This window comes from Mesorhizobium sp. WSM4837 (assembly GCF_055811435.1).
Genome location: NZ_JBVVQE010000001.1, coordinates 42,016 through 66,428, shown reverse-complemented (window position 1 = coordinate 66,428; position 24,413 = coordinate 42,016). Strand labels below are relative to the sequence as shown.

The window sequence follows — 24,413 nt, the reverse complement described above, 5'->3', positions numbered from 1 at the left end:
GCAGCTCCAGCTTTGGCGATGGCGGGCGCACTGCATTATTGATATTGTACGCCCAGAACAGGCGCGCAAATGACATCCACTTCAGACAAGGCCGATGCGGTCGAGCAGTTGCTTGACACACCTGAACTCGCAACCGCACTGGAAAGCGAACAGTTCAAGAAATTCCTTGACCAGGTGCCGATCGCCATAGCCGTTGCAGACCTGGCCGCTGAGGAGCGTGTAGTCTACGCCAATCCGGAGTTCGAGAAACTGTCAGGCCTGACGGTCGCTAGGCTAACTCGAGAAAACTGGTCGGCCCTTTCGGGCACAGGCCTCTACCAGCAGAAGGACCGCCCGCTGGCCGAGGCCGTGGTCCGGGAGACCGATTTGGTCGGCACCTACAGGCTGGAGCACAACGAGGACAAGCTGCCGATCGTCGACGTTTATTCCAATGTCATCGAGGACGACAACGGCAAGATCTGCTTCCGGTTGGTGGCGCTGGTCGACGTATCCGCCCATGGCGAAGCGGCGGATCAGCCCTCGGTGGAGGAGCGTGTCAGCGAGAAAGACACGCTGCTGCGCGAACTGCAGCACCGGGTGAAGAATAACCTGCAGATGATCACCGCCCTGATACGGCTTGAAAGCCGCAATGCGACTGAGGCCGACCGGAGACGGTTTGAACGGCTCGCCGGTCGCGTCGACGCCCTGGCGATCCTCTACCAGACGCTGACGGCCGACGAGCAGAAGGAAGAGGTCGATCTTGGCGTCTATCTCAGCCAGATCGCGTCCGCGGTGATGAGCTCGCATGCAGTCGAGGGGATTCGCCTCGATATGAGGGTGGACACATATCCGGTGTCAATCAACGTCGCCATGCCGGCCGGACTGGTGGTCAACGAATTGCTGACCAACTCGCTAAAACATGCTTTCCAGGGGCGCGAACGCGGCACGATAACGCTGCACAGCATCGTCGATGGCGACGGCTGCCGGGTCATAGTGGCTGACGACGGAATTGGACTGCCGGAAGGCGAGACGTGGCCCAAGCCAGGCAAGCTCGGAGCCCTGATCGCGCACTCGCTGACCGAGAACGCCAAGGCGCGGCTCGCGGTCGACTCGAGCGCCAGCAAAGGGACGAAGGTGACGATCGTCTTCACTCGATCAGCGGCTGCAAGCTGAAAATTCCCATTTCGCGCGTCGGTTGCATCGCAGCATCAGACACGCTACTATCACCTTCTCGCATTCCCGGGGGGGAAGGTGGATGAGCATCGTCCATAGGGTCGGTCCAGTTCTAGATCAGGCGATTGCCGCAGTCCTTAACAGGGCCGGCTATGGCGACACCGTCTCGGTCAAGGCGGCATTGAACCAGGTTCGGCAGGCTGCACCTGGATTGATCGCATCCAATGACGATCTGACCGAGGCTATCCTCGAAGTCGCCGCTGCCCTTGGCCTGTTCGTGGCTTTCGATGAGTGCGAGCAGTATCCGCTCAATCCTGCTTAGTTGTTCGGCAGGTTCTAGCGAAATAATCCGACCCCTCATGGAACGCTTTAGCAGCCGACGAGTTGCGTTCAAAGCTAAAGGTAACCGTCATGGCAACTCGAGAGAGCGATCGCGGCTTCCGAGAGCTGGTCCGTTCGGAAGACAATCGTCGCAGACTACGCAAGCGATTAGGACTGGACGGCGATGAAACCTTTTCGCCGAGGCTTGCCGCACTAGCTTTGAAGCTTCAGAAGGAGCTTGAGCGGCGAGAGCAAGAGCTGGCCGACGAGAACCCCCCATCGCCCCGAAGTTGGTGATGGGCATCTCGTCCTCTGGACCGTGATGGCAAAGCGCGACAGAGCGGTCGTCCCTGTTATGCCACTCGTGAACCGACTTGCTGATCCAGGTCGCACCTGGCCAGTCCGAAACGCCAGCGATGGTTCGTTGCCTCACGTCTGCTCTGGTAGAACAAGATCAGATTCCCGCCCTCGATCATCACCGTCGAATGGCCGTTCTCGCCAGGCTCACCAGGATCGAGCACGGGGCCGATCGAGACATAGGGGCCCTGGACTTCGTCGGCGATGGCGAAGAATACGCGCTGACGACTTCCGCGCGGACCGTGCGGAAGAAAGCAGGTGGCGTTGAGAAGCACGCGACCGTCAGGCAATTCGACCAGTTGGGCGCCCTCGATCCCCCATTCGTAGTCCGGATGTTCGCGCGCATTGTGATGGGGAACGTCGAGATGATCCAATATCTTGCCGAGACGTTTCCATGGCCCGAACCAGGAATCGGATTGGCTGCGCGCCAGATAGACGTCAGGCTGCGGCACCCTGGTGAATTTAGGCATGCCTGAATAGACGATGTAGCGCCTGCCGCCGATAACCGCCGGATGGGGATCGTAGATACCGTCCTCATCGGTGTCCGGCAGCGACAATATCGCCGGATTCAGCACCACCCAGTTGAAGCCATCATTGGAAACCGCATGTTCGCAACGTCCGCCCGACTTCATGAATTCGGTCTGGATAAACATATGGAAGACGCCGCATTCATGAATGACGCCGGGTGCCGCTATGCCCGATCCGGTTACCGCCAAGTCGAGCGCCTCATGCTCAGTCCACGGCCCATAAAGGTCCGGAGCCGTGGCATGCAATATCTTCCAGTTCTCGGTCGTGACGGTGCCGCTAGAGCCGAAGACGTGCCAAAGCGTGCCGTCGAACACCGGACAAGGATCCTTCAGATCATCCACGGCCTGCGGGTGAAACAGCGGAAAGACGTCGGTTTCGAAGTTGAACTTCATGTCTTGGCTCTCTCACGGCGTTGTAAAAGGCGGTCGCTGGCCCGTGCGCCACTCGGCCGAATCGATTCACTGACCGTTAACTTATAGCTCCCCCGATTAACGCTTGTTGAACGACCAAACGTTCTCAACCGTTTTGTGGCAATGCGCCATATTTGGTGAGATCACGCGCAGCAGACGAGGCGCTCGAGTGGACAGGATGGGTTCGGGCATCTTCGGCTGGCCGCTCCGTTTATCGGTGGATCATCGCACAAGTGCCCGCGCCACTGCTCGGACAGGCAAGAAGTTCAACTCCGTGGAACAACTTACTTAAACGAAAGTTAGATGTATGCCTGCGGGCTTCATGTCGAAAGGGCCTCGATTAACATATGTTAACTCGAGAGAGAGTTATGTAATGGTCAAGGGATAACTTATATGGAAATGGCGGGCGGCAAGAAAATATCACCAAAAACTCCCGTAACGTCGTCAATCATACTTTGCTTTTCCCACCTTAGATGGAATTTCGTACACCAACGGCCACAACACATCCTGACCCAGGCCTCAAAGCAGCAACAGATAATTTACTTTGAGGAACCGGTCTTCGAGGAAAGACACGACCCCTTCATGCGGGTGACAGATGAGTCGCCGATGATCCGAACCGTAACGCCGGTTCTTCCGGTCGGCATCTCCGCAACAAAGGCGGATGCCATCCAGCGCAGGTTCGTCGATCGGATCCTCACCTCCGCCCCGCATGAGCGGCTGACTATATGGTACTACACGCCCATGGCGCTGCGTTTCAGCGATCATCTCCGCTGCGACGTGTGCGTCTACGACTGCATGGATGAACTCTCCGCCTTCAAGAACGCGCCGGCAGAGTTGACGCAGATGGAAAAGGCGCTGTTTCAGCGCGCCGATGTCGTGTTCACGGGCGGACTGAGCCTGTACGAGGCCAAACGATGCCTCCACAAGTCGATCTTTCCCTTCCCAAGCAGCATCGATGTCGCGCATTTTCACAAGGCAAGACAGCCCGGCGATGACCCTGCAGACCAGGCCGACATACCTCACCCGAGGGTTGGCTTCTTCGGCGTGATCGACGAACGGCTCGACATTGAGATGGTCGCGCAAGCGGCTGCGGCAATGCCCGACGTGCATTTCGTCATGCTCGGCCCGGTGGTCAAGATCGACCCGCTGGGTCTGCCGGCCGCAACCAACTTGCATTGGCTGGGCGCCAAGTCCTACGCCGACCTGCCTCGCTATCTCAGGCACTGGAGCGCCGGCTGGATGCCCTTCGCGCTCAATGAGGCGACGCGCTACATCAGCCCTACCAAAACTCCCGAGTTCCTGGCGGCCGGGCTGCCGGTAGTGTCTACGGCGATAGTGGATGTCGTGCGAACCTATAGTGCGGAAGGCCTTATCGATATCTTCGACGCCGAAGATCTCGAACCCAAGCTTCGGTCCGTTCTGTCGAGTCCGCGCAACCTCCTGCTGAAGAAAGTCGACGCCTACCTCGCCAACATGTCGTGGGAGCGGACGTGGGAGGCAATGGCTGCCCACATCCAGCGCGCCTATGCCATGAAGAGCACTGTGCCGTTGCGCAGGAGAGCCTGACCATGTTCGATTGGCTCATTGTCGGCGCCGGCTTCGCCGGCAGCGTGCTTGCCGAACGCATTGCATCGCAACGGCGTGAAAGCGTTCTGCTCATCGACCGGCGAAATCACGTCGGCGGCAACGCTTATGACTGCTATGATGAGGCGGGAATTCTGATCCACCGCTATGGGCCGCATATATTCCACACCAACGCCCAATCGATAATCGACTATCTCTCGCAGTTCACCGAATGGAGGCCTTACGAACATCGCGTACTGGCTTCGGTCGACGGAAAACTGCTGCCAATACCGATCAATCTCGACACCATTAACCGCCTGTACGGCCTTGAATTGACATCCGAGCAGTTGGAGGAGTTCTTCGTTTCTCGGCGGGAAACGGTCGAAGAAGTTCGCACCGCCGAAGACGTGGTTGTGAGCACCGTCGGCAGGGAACTCTACGAGAAGTTCTTTCGCGGCTATACAAGGAAGCAGTGGGGTATCGATCCGGCGCAATTGAGCAAGTCGGTGACGGCGCGCGTCCCTACCCGGACCAACCGCGATGACCGCTACTTCGGCGACGTCTTCCAGAACATGCCGGCAGGCGGGTATACACGCATGTTTCAGCGCATGCTGCACAACCCAAAGATCAAGATCATGCTGCAAACCGACTATCGCGAAATTCGCGACACGATCCCCTTTCAGCGCATGATCTACACCGGGCCGATTGATGAATATTTCGATTGGAGCCTTGGTCATCTGCCTTATCGGTCACTGCGGTTCGAGCACGTGACGCTTGACTGCGAGCAGTTTCAACCGGTCGCGGTAGTCAATTATCCGCAGACGGAAAACTATACCCGCATCACCGAGTACAAGCATCTGACCGGCCAGCAGAACTCGAAAACCAGCCTGACCTACGAATATCCAACCGATATCGGAGATCCCTATTACCCGGTGCCACGGGCGGAAAACGAGGCGCTGTACAAACGTTACGAAGCATTGGCTGCGGCGTGCCCAGACGCCTGGTTCGTCGGGCGCCTGGCCACATACCGCTATTACAACATGGATCAGGTCGTGGGTCAGGCTTTGGCGACGTTCGCGCGAATTCAAAAAAACCTGCCGGCAAACCGCGCCCCGCAGATGCCAGCGCACCGAGCGATGCTCGATTCGTCGGGCACGGCTCGCGGCGAACATCAATACTGATCCCGGATAGCGGTAGCCAAGTCTTGCCTTCCGTGATCCGCCGCGAAAAGGCGTTAAAGGTCACGCGCTTGTTTTCGACGAAACACTTGCCGCAAACAATGCGCGCTGGCGCTCCAATTCATTTGCAACCGGCTGGCGAAGACTGCGCGAACCGTCGGCATGTATCGTCGACAACAAGCCGACTTCCGCGTGCCGCGAATTGTCCCAGCCGGGATACGCTGTCACCGGGTAAAGGCATATGCCCCGAATCGGCGCACCAAGGCCCATCGCGTCGCGGACCTCATCGCAAACATAGTGGAGCCATGCCGGCCGGCCTGAACCTTCAGCACCCGTCTCGGCGATAAATATAGGTTTCCTGTAGCGCTCAGCGACCTCGACCAACATGTCCGAAAGTGCCCGGTACTCGTGGTGACCCATTGGTATCGTTGGCCCCTGAAAGTACCATTGATTGTGCGGATAAAAGTTGAGCCCGATGACGTCGACACAGTCCTCCCGGCCGCCCAGTTCGGGCTCGGCACGGCCCGTGAGCATGTCATAGGCTTCAAACTGGCCCTGACGAACATTTTCCGCGCGCCGCCGCTCGGCGCGAGTGCGGTCGCGAGGAGCGACATGGATTAGCGGTTCAGCCCAGATGAACCTGCAATCAGGTTCGGCATCTCGCATCGCTTTGACGCCCGCAACCGCTGCCCTCACAAGCTGCCGCTTGAACCATCCCCGCTTCTTCGGCCCCACGCGCGGGAAATAGCCGACCTCTATCGCCCATGCGAAGAACGAAATTTCATTAATGGGACATACCAGGGGAGCTGTCCCGGCAACGGAGCGGTGAACCCGGACGGCCTCGGCGGCGAATCGCACATAGGCCTCGGTGAAACCTGAGCCACCCTGGTCGACGTGATCCGGCGAGCCGTAGTGAAAGATATCCCAGATGACCTGCACCCCGGCGGCCTGAGCTGCTTCGATCATCGCTATCCAACCCGACCAATCGAAAACTCCTGGCGCTGTTTCAATCAGGTGCCAGCGCAAGCCGTCGCGAATCGTGCGAAGCCCAAGGGCAGCACAACTGCGATAGTCGCTGAGGGCGTGCGTGTCGTGGGCGGTCGCTCGGATCAAATCGAGGCGCACTCCGTCGCCGCGCCGATGGGATGAACACTCGAAACCAGCCATGAAGAAGCTGGCAAACGCGGACCGGTACTCGCCTGGCGGACGCGCCGGATTGCTGCTCATACGTGCAACCCCTCGGCCAGGGCTCGCGCCGGCGCTCCCGCCGGGCGGCCGGCCATTGCCAGTCTCGACCGCCACAATTTCCTTCGGGCCTCCATCACGTCGTCCCCTGAGCGGTAAATGCCGTGCAAGCGTAGAATGTTGACCAAGCAAGCGTGAGCGGAGCCGAGTCCAGGTGTTGTCGGTGAGCAGACGTTGACCTCAGGATGAAAGACTGGCGCTCTGAAGCCGCGCCTCGCCAATCCGTTGTCGGGCTGGATGATGGAATCCGAGGAAGGAGAAGATCGCACGCACGACAACTATAAAGCTGATGAGATGAAAGCACACGCAATCTCCCCCACAATCCTACCGAACTTGCCTGGGACCGTGAGGTTCCCCTTCGGCTGAAGTTTGTCTGGTCGGGCAGACGACCGCCAACCTGGAATTCTGCCCTTGTCGACGAAGCGACGCACGACACTTCCGCTCCCTCGTCATGTCCGCAGCGAGGGTTCTCACATTGCTATCAGAACCGAGCGTGCGTTCTGCGCCTGCAACTTCTCTGGGTGATCGGTCGACATCACCAGCTCCGCGCCGCTCTTGAGGCAAGGCGCCGCTGCGTCGAGACAGGGCATCCATTTACTGCAAAATGGGGCGAAAGGAGCATTGGCCTGCCAAGCCCGGCGAAACATTTTGCCACCGCGGCAGTTATACTGCTCCGCGGACGAAATTCGAGCATGCCTTGAACGACATTAGATTGGCGATACCGCTGGTCGGCGAAGTGGAAGACTCCGCGCCGAGATCGGCTGCGGGCCTGCCTTGGATCAAGATAGCCGGTTCCTATTTCGTCACCGAGGACGGCGAGGCATGGACGCCGATCGGGCAGAATGATGCGGTAAGCTGGCCCGAACTCAATGGTTTGTTCCGGCGCGCCGATATGGCCGGCGTGGAAGATCATCTCCGTTGGCTGAAGGAAAGCGGCGTCACCTGTCTTAGGCTGATGCTGGAATACGCCCAGGTTCGCCACCGCTACTTCGAGAAGCCGCAGGGCCGCTTCGTCCCGGCGATGGTGCAACTGTGGGACGATCTTTTTCGTCTGTGCGAAAAACAGGGCTTGAGAATCCTGCTCACCCCCTTTGATACGTTCTGGCAGTGGCTCCACTGGCGCCACCATCCCTACAACCGCCACAACGGAGGCGTGCTGGACCACCCGTCGCGATTCCTGGTCTGCGCCGATACGCGCCGCGCGATCAAGGCGAGACTGGAATTCGTGGTTCGCAGATGGAGCGGCAGCGGAGCCCTTTTCGCATGGGACCTCTGGAACGAGATCCATCCCGAGCAGGCTCAGGGCAGCGCGGATGGCTTCGGCGCTTTCATCCATGATCTCAGCGATTTTGTGCGCCGCCTGGAAACGTCACTTTACGGCCGCTCTCACCCGCAGACCGTTTCGCTGTTCGGACCTGAGCTTCGCTGGCGGCCGCAAATGCCGCTGGCTGCACCGATCTTCCGCCACCCCGACCTCGATTTCGCCTCCCTCCATCTCTACGAGGAGGGCACAATTGACGACCCCAGTGACACGGTGGGGCCGGCGCTCGGCATGGCGCGAATCGTCGGAGAGGCGCTTGGTGAAATTCATGACGGTCGCCCTTTTCTCGATTCCGAGCACGGCCCGATCCACTCGTTCAAGGACAAGAAGATCACGCTCCCCGAACCCTTCGACGATGAATACTTCCGCCATCTGCAATGGGCTCACCTGGCTTCGGGGGGTGCCGGTGGCGGCATGCGGTGGCCGAACCGCTCCCCGCACGTGCTCACCCCCGGAATGCGGCGGGCGCAGCGTTCGCTGGCCGACTTCCTGCCTCTGATAGATTGGGTTTCGTTCCGGCGTGTCCATCTCGGCGACAAGATGCGGATTTCCGGTCCCGACATCGCGCCGGTCGCCTGCGGCGACGATTCCCAGGCAGTGGTCTGGCTGGTTCGCAGCGACACGATCGGGCGAAATGGCATGCTGCGTGCCGGCACTGCGCCCATTCCTGCCGTCCTGGAGCTGCCCGGGTTGGCTCGCGGCACCTATCGCGTCATCGCCTGGGACACCGCGGCCGGCAGCCAAACAGCGGAATGGCAAGCGAATTCGGACGGCTGGCTGAAGCTTGATTTGCCGCCGTTCTCCGCCGATGTCGCCCTTGCCATCCGCCGGATCTAGGGAGGCAACTTCGCGCCGATGCCGATTTTCAGTGACCGGGGCTTTGGAGCCGTGTAGCCGGTGATGGGCTCGACATCGCAAGACTCCTCTGTAACCGCCCGCACGGTCGAGCCGCCGGCAACCTCAGGATTTCGGTGACCGCAGCGGCTTCTTGAGGCTGCGCGCGGCCTTGCGCGTAAAGACACGTGACCTGCCAGCCGGAATTGAGCGGTGGCTAAGTGGCGCGAACCTGATCTGCTTCTCTCGGCGTCGCCGTCGATAGCCGGGCATGATGCCGATCCGTCCCCCAAGCTACAGAAGGTGACGGGTGATGCCGTCTGCCCCGTCGCCACATCCTGCGTCGCAGCGCGGTCAGCCGCCAGTAGTCTGATCTGGTCGACCAAGTCCTTTCTTTGTAGGGAGTTTTTGCTTTTCTTTCAGCAGCCGAACAATCGCGTCGACGGGCGGCGCAAGGTCGGGCGGCGACTTGCTGTTCGAGCGCCACAAGTATCCAAAGAATGTTGTCAGTATGCGCATTGTCGTTACCTCCTGGACCACCAAACTTCGCTTGGGCGTTGTTGTTCCTGAACGGCAGGCCAAGCGCCGCTGTGGCAGGCAGGCACGGCTGGAGTCTGGACGGGATAGAAGTTCTGGAACTCGTTCCTCCAGAACTCAGCCGTGATCGCTCCCGGTTGCTGACCTCGTCCATTCTTCCGACCTGGAATTCGGGGAGACGGTCGAGGAGGCTTGGCTGAATAGACCGAGGGCAGGTTCTGGCGGTGGGCAGGGCGCAGGTGTCGTGGCGATACCGACAAGCTAAAAGGAGGGGTGCGTCCCGCCCCTCCGAATGGCGCTACTGAGCCGCATGTTCGACCGGCCAAAGGGTCGAGGCTCAATCTGGAAAACGACGTGAAGTGCTCGCGTCTCGGATTGTTGCAAATTACATGGCAGAAGGGCGGACGAGTAGAGCTTCTTTGCGAGACGACCGTTGGACGGGGCTTGTTAGCAGGCGGTTTGTCTTTCGTTCGGGGACCCCGCCGAGCCAAATGCGTTCGGGTCGGGCACACTTTGACCTAGTGCTGAACCCTCTCCGATCAGCCCGCGTCCTTCCCATTCCCTCGGGGCGCGGTCGTTGGCGATGTGATGCAGTCCGCCGTGCCGAAGGATATGGCAACCTTTTTGCTGTGCGGGTGGAATCCGATCTGGCGACGATGGTTCGGTGCGGCAACACAGCGCTGTGCTGTCAGATCGGGGAGAACAATGCGGCAAAGGCAAGCATTCACTGAAAAGGAAAAACGAGACAGAAAGGAGCGTACGACGGATGCTGCGCGGGAATTGATCGAGGTCGAGCGCGCGGCACGAGATGCAAAGACAGCTCGGCTCCGGGAACGACGACTGAGGACTGAAACCGCTCTTTCTGGGGCACCGGCACCGAAGAGGAATTCGAAGAAGTCGTAGTAGGCACGCTGCACCTGGCGCTTTCCACTCATTCCTGGCGGTCTCCGCAAGGCGCAGTTTAATTCACAGGCTGCAGCAACTGGTGCTCGATCTTAGCACGATGACCCAGCTGGCCCAGGTCGCGCTTCTCGAAGTCTTGTCCGCACACTGGACAATACTCGAAATGGTCCGCCCGCGGCCGGACCGGGTGGTCGTGGTGTTTGCCACCTGTGGCCTGGTTGGCTGTTGTCCTTTTTATTTGGACCGGCGCCGATTGAGGCACCAACTGGGCTTACCTACAAGACGAATAAGGCGCGGCGAACATTCCGAGCCGTGAGATAACAGGGATTGGCTGCTGAGGTCACCCTCCCGCCGCCTTAAGGCTCCGCGCGGCTTCCTCGATGGCCGCGCGATCATTGCCAAGCCTATCGATCAGTTCTTGTGCCTGGTCACTGCTTATGCCCGTTCGCATTGCCAGAGCCTCGACGGTCAAAAGGTCTGAGCTGGCGATCTCGCGAGTTTCCGGGAGAGCATTGTCTGCGGTAAGGGGCGGCGCAAATGCCCGCCACCGGCGCCCAGGCAGCCTGTGTTCTCAAGCCTACATTCCTCTCATATTGGGCCGCTCGCTGTTTCCGCTCGAAAGTTCTCATGGCCCGATGGATGTTCCGGAGAGCTTGGCTGGAATCGTGCCACCCTTCGAATTCGATCTGCTTGTCGGTGCCGGACACTGACGCGAGGAAAAACTGCTCAATCTCGGATCGCAACCGATCCGGAACATTCTCGCCAAGGAGAGACCCGCTATGCGCATCTTGCCTGTGCGGGCAAAATACATAGCGATCGTTTCTCACGGTCTCGGCGTTCTCCGTCCGCATGACACGAAGGGCCGCCAGCAGATCGCATTTGATGACAACACCGGGAGCGCTGGCTGCCTCATGGATAACCAGACCGTCGAGGGCATCGCCATCATCGCCCAGTGTAGAAGGCAGAAAGCTCCAGTCGTAGTGGTAGGCTAGGCCCGCTGGAAGCGGCCGCGTATACTCGAACAGCTTCTTCTTGGGTTTGTACGTCAACTTTGCTTCGGTACCACGCGGCGCTTCCACGACCACCCTTGATCCGATCCTTCGATGTAGTCGTAGGCAGTGTCAGATAATTCGCCACGTTTGGTCCTCGCGAGCCCATGCCGATGGCTCCAAAGTTCTCCAAGCGGCGGATCGCGGATTTGTTCCGAACGTGCCTACCCTGGTCTTCAGGGAAACCGATGCAGATTGGGCGCGCAAATACACTGCTCATTCGAAGCCGCCAGTGAGCTTGAGATCGAGAATGCGATTATCGATCAGGACAACGCCGGTCTACCGCCCAAAGAGTTGAAGAAACGGCCGGCGAAGCAGTGGGCCAGAGGCGGTGAAGCTGCATATAAAGCACCTCCGCGGCGAACATGGCCATATCCGACATAGTTCTGTGCCGGTATCAGCGACGAATAGGAACCGAGGTAGTTGGGAGCATTTGGCGGGCCAAAAGGTGCGGCAGCTCTACATACGTTTCTTGGCCTCATAGACTTCACGTATTCGGCGGCTGCTGCCGTTGGCGCTCGGCTTCGGCTGCATGCCATTCTCGGTCGATGGAGCCTTCCTCAGCCTTGTGGAAGTACTGCGAGCAAACTAGCCAGCCTTTGAGGGGTCTTAGCAATGCAACACACGCGCCAACGGTGAGGGGTAAGGTTGTGAGCGCATGCATCCAATAGGACGGCTCATACGTGAGCTGAAACCATAGTGCGAAAGCCAGCGCCGGGAATGCCACAATTGACATGGAAAAGAAGGCCGGCCCGTCAGCCGGATCGGCGAACGAGAAATTCAATCCGCATACCTCGCAACGCCGCGCCAGCTTGAGATACGTGCTGAACAGATGCCCCTGTTGGCAGCGCGGGCAACGCCCCTGATACCGGTCAGGACGGGGTTGGTCGTTTCGTTGTAGGTCATCCTACAAAACCACATCGCCGCGGCGTTGTTCCGAAGCAGGCCGCGTCCTCGTTGGATTTCGGCGACGAGGAGTAACTGGTTTTGCTCGCGCCAATGTCGCGTAGATAGCGCAAGCTTTAGGGGGCTACCAGAACCCTTAGGTCCGCTCGCCGAACTCTGTCCCATTTCCCGTCGCACGACGATCGTCGGGTGGAATCTGGATGACCTCCGACTCGGTGCGGCCGAACTCACGGCCAATTTGAAATGCCGCGTACAGCGCGCCAAGACTGATTAAGAATCGAAGCATTGAGATCTCCTTCGGCGGTAGAACTACACGGCCGGCAGTTAGTTCCACAGGGACGGAACCACAACGTTCAACATTCGTTGCCAACGACCTTGGGCCAAGGAGGACGCAACAGATGGCGGACAAGAGCACGAGCGACGCGAGCCGAGTTAAGAAGGGTGCAGAACTAGAAGTTGAGCACCTCGCGGAGGTGACAGGCGTGACGCCCAAACAAGCGCGGGCATTGCTTCGCAAGCACGGCGCTGACTGGCAGCGGCTGAAGGACGAAGCTGAAGATTTGAAGAAGGAGGACTAGTCGGGTCGATCTTCGGCGCGATTCGGACGTAGCCTCGCCCGACCTACTTGCGCACAAGCCAGTCCAGCGCATCCAAATCGACATGCTCGGTCAGCTCACTTACGAGTAGTCTGGCGTGTGACCGCAATCGGCACTGGGGATATTCAGGACGTCGCACTTGGAGCCGATACTCCAAATTCTGATTGGTTTGTGCCATTTCAGTCTCCCGCTTAGATGGGGCGGCAGCACCTGAGTTGGCTATCAAGCGCCAGCTTGCCGTGTAAGTGCGCGCGACCTGTGAAGTGTACGCGTTTGGCAACAGTAGCGTGTCAAGGCTGGCGACCGCCGCGCGTCAGGCGGCTCGTCTTCAAGCCTGGCATTTTCCTTTTGGGTCTTATTGTCGGCACCGATCAGCCGGGGTAGCGAGCGCATGATCTCGCCGCGCGTCCAGCCGGCCCCACCCATGCAGTCGACAATCCGCGCCGATGTTGATTTTAGTGATCTCCCAAGGCTTGGAGTCTGGTGCCGGCGATGCAGCCTGTCGCGAGGAAGGCGCGCGCAAACGCTGGAGTCGTTTAGGCGGTGAGCCCGCGCTAACAATTGTTACGCCGTGGTTGCGACCTGGAGCCACGCATACCAAAGGCGGGGTAGGGTAGGGAACACATGGTCTGGCCCAAAGTTGGGGGTGCCAAAGGAGCGAGGGATGGCGACCACGGCTTCGCAGCATCGCCGTTTTCCGACGTCCGCAGGATCGCGGCTGGCCGACCGATCCCGACGCATCTTCGATGGAGGTTCTCATGCGTGTCTTTGCAACTGTGTTGGGATTGGCAGTGCTTTCCGCATCGCCTCTCTCGGTATCGCCGCTTTTGGCCCAGATCGGAAACCCGGCCGGCATGGCCCCGGATACCAGGATGGAGGCGCCGGGACAGCCGGCGCCTCATCAGACCAACTACCAGGACCGGCTGTTCGCGCAGCTCGCCGCCGCCGGCGGCGCAGCCGAGGTCGAATTCGGCAAGCTCGCGAAAAAGTCCGGCAACTCCGCCGTCACCGCATTTGCCGGCCGCATGGTCGACGACCACTCGGCGGCGAACGCGAGACTGAAATCTCTCGCTGAGACCAATAGGATCCCGCTGCCGGAAGGGCTCGACGAGGAGCACGAGCGGCAGCGGGCCGAGCTTGAAAAGCTCGACGGGGCGAGGTTTGATATTGCCTATATCAGCGGGCAGATCACCGATCACCAGAAGACGGTGCAGCTGCTTGAATGGGAGATAGGATCTGGACAGGACGCCGGCCTTCAGCATTTCGCCTCCGAGACTTTGCCAACGGTGCTCGAGCATCTGCAACTGGCGCGCGACATCAAGGCGGAACTGGCTAGCCAGGCGATCGCCGACGCCACCACGGCGCCGACCAAGCAGTAGCCAGCCGGCGGCAACATCAAGCCGTTTCCTGCATTGTTCCTCGACCAGTCCTCTTCGCGTTTTTCTCGCGGCAGCGCAGCTTCAGGCGCGGACGCAGTGAGCGATGATTTTCGTTTGAGCGCGAGATAGCTGCGACGTCGCTCGGGAACGATCGCGCCAAACTGCCGTTTGGCAAATATCGCGGGAGAAAATATTGCAGCGGATCGTATCAGGAGCTCTTGCGGGACTTGCGGCCACGCTGGCGATGACCATCGCCATGCGGCGCCTTCATCCGTTGCTCGACAAGCGGGACCGTTACCCTTTGCCACCGCGCGAGATCGTCGAGCGCGTCGCACCCGCCGGCGACGAGCAGGGCGCGCGAACCAGCACGCTGCTTGCTCATTTCGGCTTCGGAGCCCTGACCGGCTCGATTTTTGCGCTTCTGCCTATGCGCCGTGGCAACGGCATCCTTTATGGCCTGGGCGTGTGGGCGCTCAGCTATCTCGGGTGGATTCCGGCCGCCAATATCCTCGCGCCAGCCTGGAGGCACCCCGCCTACCGAAATCTTCTGATGCTGGCCGTCCATGTCGTCTGGGGCGCTACCCTCTCCAGATCTCTGAGCGAGCTCGAAGCCGCAAGAACCGAAGTGTTTGGTCGGCCCACCCGCCCAAGGGCGGCGATATCGGAAATTCGTAAGAAGCGAGGCTGATGGCTACAATGCCGATCCCATTCTGGCTTGACCGCGAGCAGGAAGTTTCAGTCAAGACCTTACAGATCATCTCGGGTCTACTCGAGATCGTCGGGCAGGGATCGTCTGACTGCGCGCAGCCTAGCTTTGCGGGATTCGGGCCTGAAGGTAGCAGTTCTCACGAGTGAACGCATTCCAACGTCCCCGCGGGTCTACGCGTAGCGGTCGTGGCGGCGCACCCAGTCCATTCCCTCAGCTTCGTTGCGGCCCTTTGGCATCAGGTCGAGCATGGCGTAGGTGCCCATCATCACCTCCACACCCCGCGGCCGTAGGTGGAGTAGGTGTGAAAGACGGTGCCAGCCTCATCCTTGTAGAAGGCGCTCAGGCCAGGCCATTCCTCGCCGGTTTCCCGCCATTCGCCGTAGTTGTAGTCGATGTGCCCGGTAGCGACCTCTTCGGGCGTGAAACTGACCCGGAAATCGTAGTTGAACTGACTGCCGTTCGAGGACACCCATCGGAACTGCCAGCCCATACGTCTGCGGTAGCGCTCAATATCGGCCAGCGGCGCGCGCGAGACGGCGATCATGGTTACATCGTGATGCGCCAGATGCCTGTTCATGCCGTCGGTGTGATCAGCCATGAACGAGCAACTTGGGCAGCCTTCCTCCATCCCGGCGCGAACATGAAATGTTGCACGAGAAGTTGCGAGCGGCCGTCGAAGAGGTCGGCGAGCGCACGCGGACCGTCCGGCGTGTCAAACAAATATTCCTTGTCGATACGCACCCATGGCAGCGCGAGCCGCTCGCGTGCGACCTTGTCGCGAAGATGCGTGAGTTCCTTCTCCGCTCGCAGGAGGTCCCGGCGGGCGCTCAGCCAGTTATCGCGTGAAACGACAGCGTGTTGCATTGTCAGTCTCCTTGGGTTTGGGCGACGGAAGTGTTGCAGTGCTGCGAACGGGCGGAAAAGAGCTTCAGCCACGGCGATACGTGAAAGAGGCTCATCAGCAGGTACATCAGGGCCATGTCGTTGACCGGCATGAAAGGCGAGGCGGCAGAGCACATGGTCATGCCCGGCGAGCCGACAGTAGAAATCCAGGCCATCAGGGCAAAGGTCGGTGCGGCGGCGAGCCCGAGCCAGCGGGCAAAACCGACCGCCTGCCCGAGCAACGATGTGGCTTTCTCTTTTGCTGCAAACATCGTCATTTCCGGTCCTGCGGTCGAATTCGCCGTTTCCACGTTTTCGATAAAAAGACGCTATCTCGGGCAGCCGGAGAGGTGAGAGTTACAAGTGTGACGGGATTTCAATGTTGGGCTGCAAACGGACCTGCAGCAATCGCCTACCGCAATAATTGGGAGCGCGCATTAGCCCTCAATCCAACGCAAATCTCACCGCGCTTGGCCGACACGGAAACGAATGAGACGACTCCCGGTTGTTGGCAGGGTTGACCCAATGCAGTCTTTCAGCGCGAGCATCGCTTGCTGGAGCTGCGTGGTCGGTCGGAGGCCAATGGTGTTTCTAATGGAACGCTAATATACAATGGACGCTCGAACGAGCAGCGCCTGCCAAATACCTGGGGAACGCCATGCGAAGCCTCGTCTTCACGATGTGTATCGCCACCGCAACTGCCGCCAGCGCCCATGATTGGTACGAGGACAGGATTGACCCACTGACGAAATTCAAGTGTTGCGGTGGCTCTGATTGCCGCGCCATACCTCGGTCGTCGGTACGGTCCAGGATAGACGGTGGTTACACTTACTTGCCGCATAATTTCAACATCCCACGGGACCGTGTGCAGGAATCGCCGGACGGCCAATACCACATCTGCGAGAGTACCTACGTCGTCACTAATCAGCTGTATTGGCGTTGCTTTTTCGCACCTCGCGCAAATGTCTCTCTAATTCTCCCACATTAAGATACTGCCCGAATTCCTTGCCGCCCGGACAAGTGGAGCTGGACCAGTCCCAGCGCTTCGGCCGGAGAAGCAGCTGTTGTGATCGATCATCCGGGGAACATTTTCGTCAGCCTTCAATTAAGCAGAGGAGCTGGTTTGGAGCAGATCAATGGGCATTTTTTCCGACCTTGATAAAAAACTGACGGAAAATCTCTACGCGCACGGCAACGACCTCGTCGATCCTGCTGCGGATCTTCCCGAGAGCGTCGAGGAACGGGTCGAACTCTTGATGCCGTTCGTTCAGCCGGAGGCTCGCGAGTTGGTCCGTTCGCAGATCCTTGGTCTCATTCATGAGTACAGGAATGAGGATTGAACGCCTATGGTCATCGTCAAACCTGGAGCAGCTGGCCGAGCGACATGTGCTTTCGCAGCGCCGGAAAACATCGACGATGTGGAGGAAATACGCGTCGAATAGAACGGCGACGATCTCGTGGCTACCGGAGATCGGGGGCCGATGAGAATTCTCGTTGTTGGAGCCAGCGGCTTGATCGGCGCTTCGATCTGCGCCCGCCTCGTTTCCGAAGGACATGAGGTGGTTGGCATCACCCGTAGCCCTCGGGCAAATGCAGCCCGCGATTACCAGACATTGGTGCTGGATATGGCCGCAGCACTTCGCCCTGAGGATTGGCTGCCGCACCTGACTGGCGTCGATGCCGTGGTGAACTGTGCCGGCGTTCTGCAGGACAGCCCGCGCGAAAAGACCGGGCAAGTCCATCGCGATGCGGCGGCTGCTCTTTTTCTCGCCTGCGCGCGGGCCGGCGTTGCCAAGGTGATCCACTTCTCGGCAATGGGTGTGGATCGGGCACAGCCTTCGTCGTTCTCGGCGACGAAATATGCCGGCGATCAGGCGCTGACGGCGCTTGACCTGGACTGGATAATCCTTCGCCCTTCCGTGGTGCTCGGCCGGCCTGTGTTTGGAGCCAGTGCATTGTTTCGCGGCCTGGCCTCGCTGCCGATCCTGCCGTCAATGCCAGATACCGGCCGGCTGCAGGTCGTGCAGCTCGATGATGTGGTCTCGACTGTGCTCTTCTTTCTCAATCCCGGCAGTCCGTCTCGTCTGGCGCTGGAACTTGCCGGTCCCGAACAGCTGACCATGGATGAGATCATCGGTACTTTCCGCCGCTGGCTCGGCTGGGCTCCTGCAGCCAGGCTGGTCTTACCGGGCTGGGGTGCGCGGCTTCTCTATCGCCTCGGCGATTTTGCCGCGATGCTCGGCTGGCGGCCCCCAATGCGCACCAATGCCGCCAGGGAGATCGCACGGGGGGCGCTCGGAGATCCGTCGGACTGGATTTCCCTGACCGGCATGCGGCCACAAAGCCTGGCGCAGTTCCTCGCGCTCAATCCTGCGACGGTGCAGGAGAAATGGTTTGCCTGGCTTTATTTCACAAAGCCTGCAATTTTCGTCGTGCTGCCGTTCTTCTGGATCATGACAGGGATTGTTTCGCTGACCACGGGCTACGGCAACGGCATCGGCCTCATGCAAAGCACGGGGGCTGGCATGTTGTCGGCGCCTGCCGTGATCGCCGGCGCTCTTGCCGACATCGTCGTCGGCGCACTCATAGCCTGGCGGCCAACGGCGCGAAAAGGCCTCTACGCCGGCATCGCGCTGTCGCTGTTCTATCTGGTCGTGGGCACTTTCCTGCGCCCGGACCTGTGGAACGAACCACTTGGGCCATTCCTGAAGGTCTTGCCGATCATCGTCCTTCACTTTGTTGCCTTGGCGATCCTGGAGGAGCGCTGATGCTTTATTTCGTGCTGAAGTTCCTGCATGTCATCGGTGCCAGCGTGCTGCTTGGCACCGGCGCCGGCATCGCGTTCTTCATGCTTCTCGCCCACAGGACCGGCAATGCGGCAACAATTGCGGCAGTGGCGCGCATCGTAGTGGTCGCCGACTTTCTCTTCACGGCAACTGCCGTCGTGGCGCAGCCGATAACCGGCGTCGCGCTCGCCTGGCTGGCGGGCTACTCGCTCTCCGAAGGCTGGATCGTGCTGTCCATCGCGCTCTATATCGTCACCGGTGTGTTCTGGCTGCCGGTGGTATGGATGCAGAGGGAAATGCGCAATCTGGCGTCCGAAGCCGCCAAAACGGGGGCCCCGCTGCCGGCCCGGTATACCAGGCTTTTCCGGCTGTGGTTCGCCTTCGGCTTTCCCGCCTTTGCTGCCGTCCTCGGGATTTTCTGGCTGATGATCGCGCGGCCGACGATCGAGTGGTAACGCCTTGCCGCGACAGATGTCGTGGCTTCGATTTCGGCGCTGGAACATCTTTCCCATGAATGCGTTCGGCGCGGATGGATCAACCCGCGCGCAAACGCCGACATTCAGCCTCGTCCGCGACTGAAGCGGATGTTCTCATCGTTGGCGGTGGACCTGCGGGGCTGGCGGCGGCTATCTATCTCGCCAGGTTCCGTCATCGGGTCGTCGTGGTCGACGCGGGTGAACCGCGCGCGAGGCTGATTGCGGAAAGCCGCAACTGTCCGGGATTTCCGGAAGGGATCAGCGGCCCCGATCTTCTGCAGCGGCTTCGTTCCCAGGCCGCCAAGTTCGGAGCGACACTGATCCAGGATCACGCGTCATCGGTCGAGCCGACCGTAGGCGGGTTCGGCGCCGAAACCAACGGCGGGCGGATCGTCGCCCGAAAGGTATTCCTGGCGACAGGTATCGTCGATGTCGTGCCTGCAATTCCGCGTCTGCGCGAGGCCATCGCCAAAGGCAGCGTACGCCTTTGCCCGGTTTGTGACGGCTACGAAGTCATAGATCGTCAGGTCGCGGTCATCGGTCACGAGGCGCAGGTGCTGCGAGAGGCCTTGTTCCTCAAGCAGTATACGCAGCACGTCACAATGATCGCACGCTATCTTCCAGATTTTTCCGCCAGCACACGACGCGTGGCCACGGAAGAGAACATTGCTATTTGCGACGCATTCAAAAAGTTTGTTCCCACCGACAGCGGCTACCAGGCCATCCTCAAGGACGGCGAGGTGCGCCATTTCGACGTCATCTATCCGGCGATGGGATGCCAGGTGCGTTCCGACCTTGCGCTGGCAATGGGCGTCAAATGCTGCGACGAGGGCTATGTCATCGTCGACAAGCATCAGCGGACTTCGGTCGAGGGGGTGTATGCCATCGGCGACCTGGTCAAGGCTCTGAACCAGATCGCAGTCGCCTTCGGCCAGGCTGCGATCGCTGCGACAGATGTTCACAATGACCTGGCCCTCGGCTACGAATAAGGCCCTGAACATTAAAGGGCACAGATATACGGTAGGCGGGGCGAGCGGGATGGCACCAGCTATTGTTGTGGTGCTGGGTTTCCCAGCCCCTCCAACAGTGTGCTCAAGGCCGCATCCAAGGGGGCCGATCCCACCTTCTCGGGCACCAGGAGTCCATCGATCGCAAGCATGGTCATGCCGTGGATGAGCCCCCAGCCGGCTGCCGCCTGACCTTCTATAGGCCGCTTGCGAATGCTCCCCGCGGCCTGGCCCCGCCGGAGGATTTCGACGAGAACGTCGAATACCGCCAGCGCCCGCTCATTGAGATGCATTCCCACCGCTTTTCCCTCCTCCGCGCTAAACATCAGGCGGTAGAGAGCCGGATTGTCCGTTCCGAACGCGACGTAGGCTCGAGCTATCGGAGTAATTTCGTCGCGCAGAGTTTTCGGCGCTTCAGACTTCGCTGCCGATAGGGACTCGCGCAGCCGGTCGAACCCAATCATAGCGATCTCCGCAAGCAGCGCGGCCTTATCGGAAAAGTGCTTGTAGGGTGCCGCGTGGCTTACGCCAGCCCGGCGGGCGACTTCCCGCAGGGTGAACTGCCAGCCCTTCTCCTCCCGAAGCATATCCAACGCCGTCTCGATAACCGCACGGCGGAGATCACCGTGGTGATAGGGGCGGCTGGGTGCGTCCTGCATGGTACCTCAAAGTTTCTTGTGAATACATTGTTGACACTGGCTACTTAAGGGGCTACATCAGGGCGTAAGTTTCTTCTGTCTACATCGGAGTGGACCATGAACGCAATCGCAAAAATCAAAGGGATTTATGAGCGGGGCCGTTGGAACCTCTCCAACCTTCTGCGCGCGCCCTTCAGACAGCCAATCGATACCATCTTCAACATGATGCTCCGGTGACCAGCATGCCGTCATCAAATCGAGTTCAGGAGCATCAGCACATGACGACCGACCCATTGTTGCCACTGCACGGCTCCTGCGAATGCGGCGCTTGCTCGTTCGAGGTGCGTACTGCCCCGAAGGGTAGATTCCGGTGCCACTGCCTGATTTGCCAGGCGTTCAACGGCAAACCGTTTGCGGACGTGGCTGCCGTTCGCGCCAAGGGTGTCGTGCTGAAAAACGCCGGCAATTTTTCATTCAAGAAATACCGTCCGCCGCCGAACTTCAATCGCGGGGCCTGCCGGACCTGCGGCAAGCCGGTTGTGGAGGTTGCGGGCTTTGGGCCGTTCAAGACGATGTTCATCCCGGCCAGCAATTTCGAGCCCGGGGCCCGGCTGCCGCCGGTTCGGATGGATATATTCTATCACCGTCGTGTGCTGGACATGCCCGGCAGCCTGCCCAAGTACAGCGGCTATTACCCGAGCCTTTTGGCAGTCGGGAAAATGATCATGAGTGGCTTGTGAATTGGTGAGTCGATTTACTTGGGTGCCATCGACGTGATGGCCTCGGCGCTGTTCGGCATCCACCTGTCGTCATGCGGCATCATCGGCTCGATCTTCCGCAAGATCGGCTAGGTTCATCACGGCGTTCACCGAACTGAACTATGCTTTTGGGCGTGACATGGCGGCGCGGCGATCCGGCCAGATCCTTACGGAAGTTACGGGGGATGGGTCACGTATCTGTGCCCGTTTCATGTCCGGGGGCCGATAAGCTCTCGAAACCTATCTCGCTAGCGCAGCATGGCTGCTAGCACGAAGCCGGCGGCCGCTACGACAACGACTGCGGCAATCACCAGCACCGGCCAGTTCTTGCCAGGCTGAAGACCAGGCTCGCTTCCTGTCGGCCGCATCGCATCGCCGAAGCTTGCCTCATTCGTGAACTCGGGCTGTCGCCGTGGACGAGCCTCGGCAACAGAAGTCGGCACATCTGCCGCTTCGGCGTCGGTCTCACCGGGTGCGGCGGCAGGGTCGAACCCCGGAGTCTTATCCCTGGTTGTTCCGGCCTGAATATCGCCTCTCGTTTTGGCGGGCGTCTGATCTCGTCGCGCGGCCATCGTGGTGCCTCCCTGGCAACCAAACTTAGATCTGCCTCAGCGGTTCCCGTCTGCGCCGCATTTCTGAACACACTCGATTTTCTGAACAGACCGATTTTCTGAACAGATTTGGCGTGATCCGGGCTTCTCCGGAACAGAGGGCGCCGTTCGCAGTTGTGTTGGATCTTGCCTGGTGAGTTGGCCATGCCGTCTGCACTTGAGCAACTGGCTCAATCCGTGAAAGAGCGACGAGCGATCTTGTTCGTTGGGGCGGGTGTGTCGATGAGCGTCGGCCTGCCATCCTGGGAGACGCTCATCGAGCATATGGTGGATGAACTTGGCCTCGATCGAGACGTGGTCGACAGGCCAGAGTCCAGTTACCAGGCTCTTGCCGAATATTACCGGCTAAAGCATGGCAGTCTCGGCCCCTTGCGCAGTTGGATGGATCGCGAATGGAGGGTCTCGCGGGAAAAAGTCAAGGGATCGGCGATCCACAAGCTGATCGTGTCACTCGATTTCCCGATCATCTACACAACCAACTATGATCGAAACCTTGAGGTTGCGTTCAAAGTCCACGACCGCGCGTTCGTAAAAGTGGCCAATGCCAAGGATATCGCCAAGGTGAACGGCGAGGTTACCCAGATCATCAAATATCACGGCGATTTCGACGACGACGCATCGCTGGTCCTGGCGGAGTCCGACTATTTCGAGCGGCTGTCGTTCGAGTCGCCGTTGGATGTGAAGTTCCGCGCCGACGCACTCGGGCGCACCGTCCTGTTCATCGGCTACAGCATGTCAGACATGAACATCCGTCTGTTGCTGTATCGGCTTTGGGAAACCTGGCGTCGGTCCGGTTATGAAAGGAATCGTCCGAAATCGTTCGTCTTCATGCCGCAACCGAGCGTCGTCCAGGAAGCGGTCCTCGGACGCTGGGGTATCGACATGCTGACCGACGAGGCCGATCGGCCGGAGGATGCTCTGGTGGCATTCCTGAGCAAGCTCAAGGACGCGATAGACCAGGCTTAGTGCCGATGCGTTCGGCCGGCCGGGAACATTGTAGATCGTTGCGACGTTCATAGCTGCGAAGGGATGCTGTTTGCGGAGGCCTATGATGGGCCAGTTCCAAATGATCGATCTCGTTTCCGTCATCGACGCCTGCACCACCGACCGCGCCGCAGGGCGATTGGTGTCGATGGCCAAAGCCGTCGAAGAGTTGCGGGTGCTGACCGGTGATTTCATCTCGCCGGACGAAATCGTGGCCAACGCACTGTCGCCGGTGGCGTGGGCGCGCGGCTGCGCGGTTCTGTTCGACGAGCAGCCGGGCGCCGACATCCTGCACGCGCCATGGTAGGACGCCTGACCGGCGCAGGACGCCTGAGCGTCGCCGTACATCGGCAGCCGCGCCGGCCGGGCGCTGCACGCATCGCATATACCGCCGCCGGGAGCGCTGCGGCGGTACCGTAACAGGAGTGTTAGCCACAATCCGTGAAACCGGAGAAATGCTATGAACAAAAACGAGACCCGTTACGAACATGGCGCGACCAAGTACCCGGCAAAGAAAGATGCCGACGCGTCGGATCAATTCTCCCAGGAAGCGGCCGGCAACAAGAAGCCTGCCGGCGGCATGGGCCTGACCCGGTCAAGGGACGAGGTGGAGGACAAAACCCGTCAATCCGAAGGGCAGGACCCGTCCAGGCGGTCCACGCCCAGTGCAGCAACCGAAAAGACATCCGGCGCCGGTCCGTCGATCGCGGAGCGTTCCAAGGATGCCAAGGCTCCGAAGAGCGGCCGCCAGCCCGGCGCCTACGCCAAGGACTGACCGGCCAGGGAACTCAGCCCATCATCGTCTTCAGCGGCTCGCGAGCGAGGTTTGCCTCGATCTCCTTGCGGCCCGGCCTTCCCGCAGGGCTGTGCGCATGTTCTTGCGATATTCGTCCGGCATGCGCGGCGGCAGCATGGGTTCATACGCGTCGACGACCGCCTCTATGATCACCGGGCCTTCCGCGGCAAACGCGGCATCAAGAACCCCATCGACGTCCTCAGGCCGGGTGACGCTGTAGCCAATGCCCCCCATGGCTTCAGCGGCCAAAGCGAAATCGATCGGCTGGAGTTCGCGGGCAAATTGCGGGTTGCCAAGGAACATCATTTGCTCCCAGGCGATCTGGTTGAGCATGTTGTTCTTGATCACCAGAAGCTGGAGCGGAACCCTGTAAGGCACGGCCGTCGAAATGTGTCGACAAGGATCTCGGCGGTGTTGGGCATGGTTGCCTCCAGTGTGTTGTCCCGGGCCAATGACCGCCCCAGGCCAAGGACAACCGGGAGAAGCA

General features: G+C 59.9%; 22 protein-coding genes and 6 pseudogenes. 17 read left to right on the top strand and 11 right to left on the bottom strand.

The window, feature by feature from the left end; all coding sequences use genetic code 11:
• Positions 1 to 69 precede the first annotated feature (69 nt).
• Positions 70 to 1,152, top strand: coding sequence for a sensor histidine kinase (locus AC0L3D_RS00350; protein ID WP_473642626.1), 1,083 nt, complete (start codon positions 70 to 72; stop codon positions 1,150 to 1,152).
• A gap of 82 nt (positions 1,153 to 1,234) precedes the next feature.
• The gene (locus AC0L3D_RS00345; protein WP_287244448.1) at positions 1,235 to 1,474 is read left to right on the top strand and encodes a hypothetical protein; all 240 of its coding nucleotides are present in this window, start codon (positions 1,235 to 1,237) and stop codon (positions 1,472 to 1,474) included.
• Between the two features lie 352 nt (positions 1,475 to 1,826).
• Here the strand turns inward: AC0L3D_RS00345 and AC0L3D_RS00340 are convergent, their stop codons facing one another.
• Entirely contained in the window at positions 1,827 to 2,750 is a 924-nt protein-coding gene (locus AC0L3D_RS00340; RefSeq protein WP_473642624.1) for a glycoside hydrolase family protein, read from the bottom strand.
• Positions 2,751 to 3,374: 624 nt separating this feature from the next.
• Between AC0L3D_RS00340 and AC0L3D_RS00335 the strand changes: the two genes are divergently transcribed.
• Positions 3,375 to 4,334 (top strand): glycosyltransferase family protein, encoded by a 960-nt coding sequence (locus AC0L3D_RS00335; protein ID WP_473629577.1) that lies wholly within the window; start codon positions 3,375 to 3,377, stop codon positions 4,332 to 4,334.
• A gap of 2 nt (positions 4,335 to 4,336) precedes the next feature.
• Positions 4,337 to 5,512: a UDP-galactopyranose mutase gene (gene glf / locus AC0L3D_RS00330; protein WP_473629578.1), complete on the top strand. Its 1,176-nt coding sequence runs from the start codon at positions 4,337 to 4,339 to the stop codon at positions 5,510 to 5,512.
• Between the two features lie 60 nt (positions 5,513 to 5,572).
• Here glf and AC0L3D_RS00325 read toward each other — a convergent pair whose 3' ends face one another.
• Positions 5,573 to 6,736 carry a beta-glucosidase gene (locus AC0L3D_RS00325; protein WP_473629579.1) on the bottom strand — a complete coding sequence of 388 codons (1,164 nt, stop codon included), beginning with the start codon at positions 6,734 to 6,736 and terminating at the stop codon, positions 5,573 to 5,575.
• Between the two features lie 715 nt (positions 6,737 to 7,451).
• On the opposite strand from AC0L3D_RS00325, the gene AC0L3D_RS00320 reads away from it, so the two are divergent.
• Entirely contained in the window at positions 7,452 to 8,912 is a 1,461-nt protein-coding gene (locus tag AC0L3D_RS00320; protein WP_473642622.1) for a glycoside hydrolase 5 family protein, read from the top strand.
• Between the two features lie 351 nt (positions 8,913 to 9,263).
• On the opposite strand, the gene AC0L3D_RS00315 is transcribed toward AC0L3D_RS00320, so the two are convergent.
• Complete coding sequence (locus AC0L3D_RS00315; protein WP_287244436.1) at positions 9,264 to 9,428, bottom strand: hypothetical protein; 165 nt, start codon at positions 9,426 to 9,428, stop codon at positions 9,264 to 9,266.
• A 68-nt stretch (positions 9,429 to 9,496) separates the two neighbouring features.
• Between AC0L3D_RS00315 and AC0L3D_RS00310 the strand changes: the two are divergent.
• Positions 9,497 to 9,639: pseudogene (locus AC0L3D_RS00310) on the top strand (ATPase domain-containing protein); the annotation flags it as partial.
• A 1,050-nt stretch (positions 9,640 to 10,689) separates the two neighbouring features.
• Here AC0L3D_RS00310 and AC0L3D_RS00305 read toward each other — a convergent pair.
• The 3 pseudogenes from AC0L3D_RS00305 to AC0L3D_RS00295 form a co-directional block, all read right to left on the bottom strand.
• Positions 10,690 to 10,887, bottom strand: a pseudogene (locus tag AC0L3D_RS00305) (DUF2934 domain-containing protein); the annotation flags it as partial.
• A 91-nt stretch (positions 10,888 to 10,978) separates the two neighbouring features.
• Positions 10,979 to 11,428: pseudogene (locus AC0L3D_RS00300) on the bottom strand (inorganic diphosphatase); the annotation flags it as partial.
• 457 nt (positions 11,429 to 11,885) lie between these two features.
• Positions 11,886 to 12,304 (bottom strand): annotated as a pseudogene (locus AC0L3D_RS00295) (DUF983 domain-containing protein).
• A 398-nt stretch (positions 12,305 to 12,702) separates the two neighbouring features.
• Between AC0L3D_RS00295 and AC0L3D_RS00290 the strand changes: the two are divergent.
• The 3 genes from AC0L3D_RS00290 (at position 12,703) to AC0L3D_RS00280 (ending at position 14,967) form a co-directional block, all read left to right on the top strand.
• Positions 12,703 to 12,882, top strand: a complete 180-nt coding sequence (locus tag AC0L3D_RS00290; RefSeq protein WP_027154098.1) for a DUF3606 domain-containing protein — start codon at positions 12,703 to 12,705, stop codon at positions 12,880 to 12,882.
• A gap of 776 nt (positions 12,883 to 13,658) precedes the next feature.
• Positions 13,659 to 14,279 carry a DUF4142 domain-containing protein gene (locus AC0L3D_RS00285; RefSeq protein WP_473629581.1) on the top strand — a complete coding sequence of 207 codons (621 nt, stop codon included), beginning with the start codon at positions 13,659 to 13,661 and terminating at the stop codon, positions 14,277 to 14,279.
• A 244-nt stretch (positions 14,280 to 14,523) separates the two neighbouring features.
• On the top strand, positions 14,524 to 14,967 hold the full coding sequence (locus AC0L3D_RS00280) for a hypothetical protein (protein WP_473629582.1): 444 nt from the start codon (positions 14,524 to 14,526) through the stop codon (positions 14,965 to 14,967).
• A gap of 191 nt (positions 14,968 to 15,158) precedes the next feature.
• Here AC0L3D_RS00280 and AC0L3D_RS00275 read toward each other — a convergent pair.
• Together AC0L3D_RS00275 and AC0L3D_RS00270 are read right to left on the bottom strand one after the other, a co-directional pair.
• A pseudogene (locus AC0L3D_RS00275) lies at positions 15,159 to 15,852 on the bottom strand (DUF899 domain-containing protein).
• A gap of 2 nt (positions 15,853 to 15,854) precedes the next feature.
• The gene (locus tag AC0L3D_RS00270; RefSeq protein ID WP_473477155.1) at positions 15,855 to 16,148 is read right to left on the bottom strand and encodes a hypothetical protein; all 294 of its coding nucleotides are present in this window, start codon (positions 16,146 to 16,148) and stop codon (positions 15,855 to 15,857) included.
• 858 nt (positions 16,149 to 17,006) lie between these two features.
• Between AC0L3D_RS00270 and AC0L3D_RS00265 the strand changes: the two genes are divergently transcribed.
• From AC0L3D_RS00265 to AC0L3D_RS00250, 4 genes are all read left to right on the top strand, one after another.
• The gene (locus tag AC0L3D_RS00265) at positions 17,007 to 17,210 is read left to right on the top strand and encodes a hypothetical protein (protein WP_023801320.1); all 204 of its coding nucleotides are present in this window, start codon (positions 17,007 to 17,009) and stop codon (positions 17,208 to 17,210) included.
• Between the two features lie 141 nt (positions 17,211 to 17,351).
• On the top strand, positions 17,352 to 18,638 hold the full coding sequence (locus tag AC0L3D_RS00260) for an SDR family oxidoreductase (RefSeq protein ID WP_473642620.1): 1,287 nt from the start codon (positions 17,352 to 17,354) through the stop codon (positions 18,636 to 18,638).
• The gene (locus tag AC0L3D_RS00255) at positions 18,638 to 19,111 is read left to right on the top strand and encodes a DUF2269 family protein (protein ID WP_473535176.1); all 474 of its coding nucleotides are present in this window, start codon (positions 18,638 to 18,640) and stop codon (positions 19,109 to 19,111) included. The genes AC0L3D_RS00260 and AC0L3D_RS00255 overlap by 1 nt, the downstream gene beginning before the upstream one ends.
• 74 nt (positions 19,112 to 19,185) lie before the next feature.
• On the top strand, positions 19,186 to 20,121 hold the full coding sequence (locus AC0L3D_RS00250; RefSeq protein WP_027154093.1) for an NAD(P)/FAD-dependent oxidoreductase: 936 nt from the start codon (positions 19,186 to 19,188) through the stop codon (positions 20,119 to 20,121).
• 59 nt (positions 20,122 to 20,180) lie between these two features.
• Here AC0L3D_RS00250 and AC0L3D_RS00245 read toward each other — a convergent pair whose 3' ends face one another.
• Complete coding sequence (locus tag AC0L3D_RS00245; protein ID WP_287374455.1) at positions 20,181 to 20,798, bottom strand: TetR/AcrR family transcriptional regulator; 618 nt, start codon at positions 20,796 to 20,798, stop codon at positions 20,181 to 20,183.
• Positions 20,799 to 21,055: 257 nt separating this feature from the next.
• On the opposite strand from AC0L3D_RS00245, the gene AC0L3D_RS00240 reads away from it, so the two are divergent.
• Complete coding sequence (locus AC0L3D_RS00240) at positions 21,056 to 21,517, top strand: GFA family protein (protein ID WP_473642618.1); 462 nt, start codon at positions 21,056 to 21,058, stop codon at positions 21,515 to 21,517.
• Between the two features lie 266 nt (positions 21,518 to 21,783).
• On the opposite strand, the gene AC0L3D_RS00235 is transcribed toward AC0L3D_RS00240, so the two are convergent.
• Complete coding sequence (locus AC0L3D_RS00235) at positions 21,784 to 22,107, bottom strand: hypothetical protein (RefSeq protein ID WP_473642616.1); 324 nt, start codon at positions 22,105 to 22,107, stop codon at positions 21,784 to 21,786.
• Positions 22,108 to 22,290: 183 nt separating this feature from the next.
• Here AC0L3D_RS00235 and AC0L3D_RS00230 point away from each other — a divergent pair, with 183 nt between their 5' ends.
• The 3 genes from AC0L3D_RS00230 to AC0L3D_RS00220 all read left to right on the top strand — a co-directional run bounded on the left by AC0L3D_RS00230 (position 22,291) and on the right by AC0L3D_RS00220 (position 23,905).
• Positions 22,291 to 23,112, top strand: a complete 822-nt coding sequence (locus tag AC0L3D_RS00230; protein WP_128167975.1) for an SIR2 family NAD-dependent protein deacylase — start codon at positions 22,291 to 22,293, stop codon at positions 23,110 to 23,112.
• Between the two features lie 85 nt (positions 23,113 to 23,197).
• A complete protein-coding gene (locus AC0L3D_RS00225; RefSeq protein WP_473629587.1) occupies positions 23,198 to 23,437 on the top strand; it encodes a hypothetical protein in 240 nt (79 codons plus the stop codon).
• 153 nt (positions 23,438 to 23,590) lie between these two features.
• The gene (locus tag AC0L3D_RS00220; protein ID WP_473629588.1) at positions 23,591 to 23,905 is read left to right on the top strand and encodes a hypothetical protein; all 315 of its coding nucleotides are present in this window, start codon (positions 23,591 to 23,593) and stop codon (positions 23,903 to 23,905) included.
• Positions 23,906 to 23,918: 13 nt separating this feature from the next.
• Here the strand turns inward: AC0L3D_RS00220 and AC0L3D_RS00215 are convergent.
• A pseudogene (locus tag AC0L3D_RS00215) lies at positions 23,919 to 24,313 on the bottom strand (thiamine pyrophosphate-dependent enzyme); the annotation flags it as partial.
• Between the last annotated feature and the right edge of the window lie 100 nt (positions 24,314 to 24,413).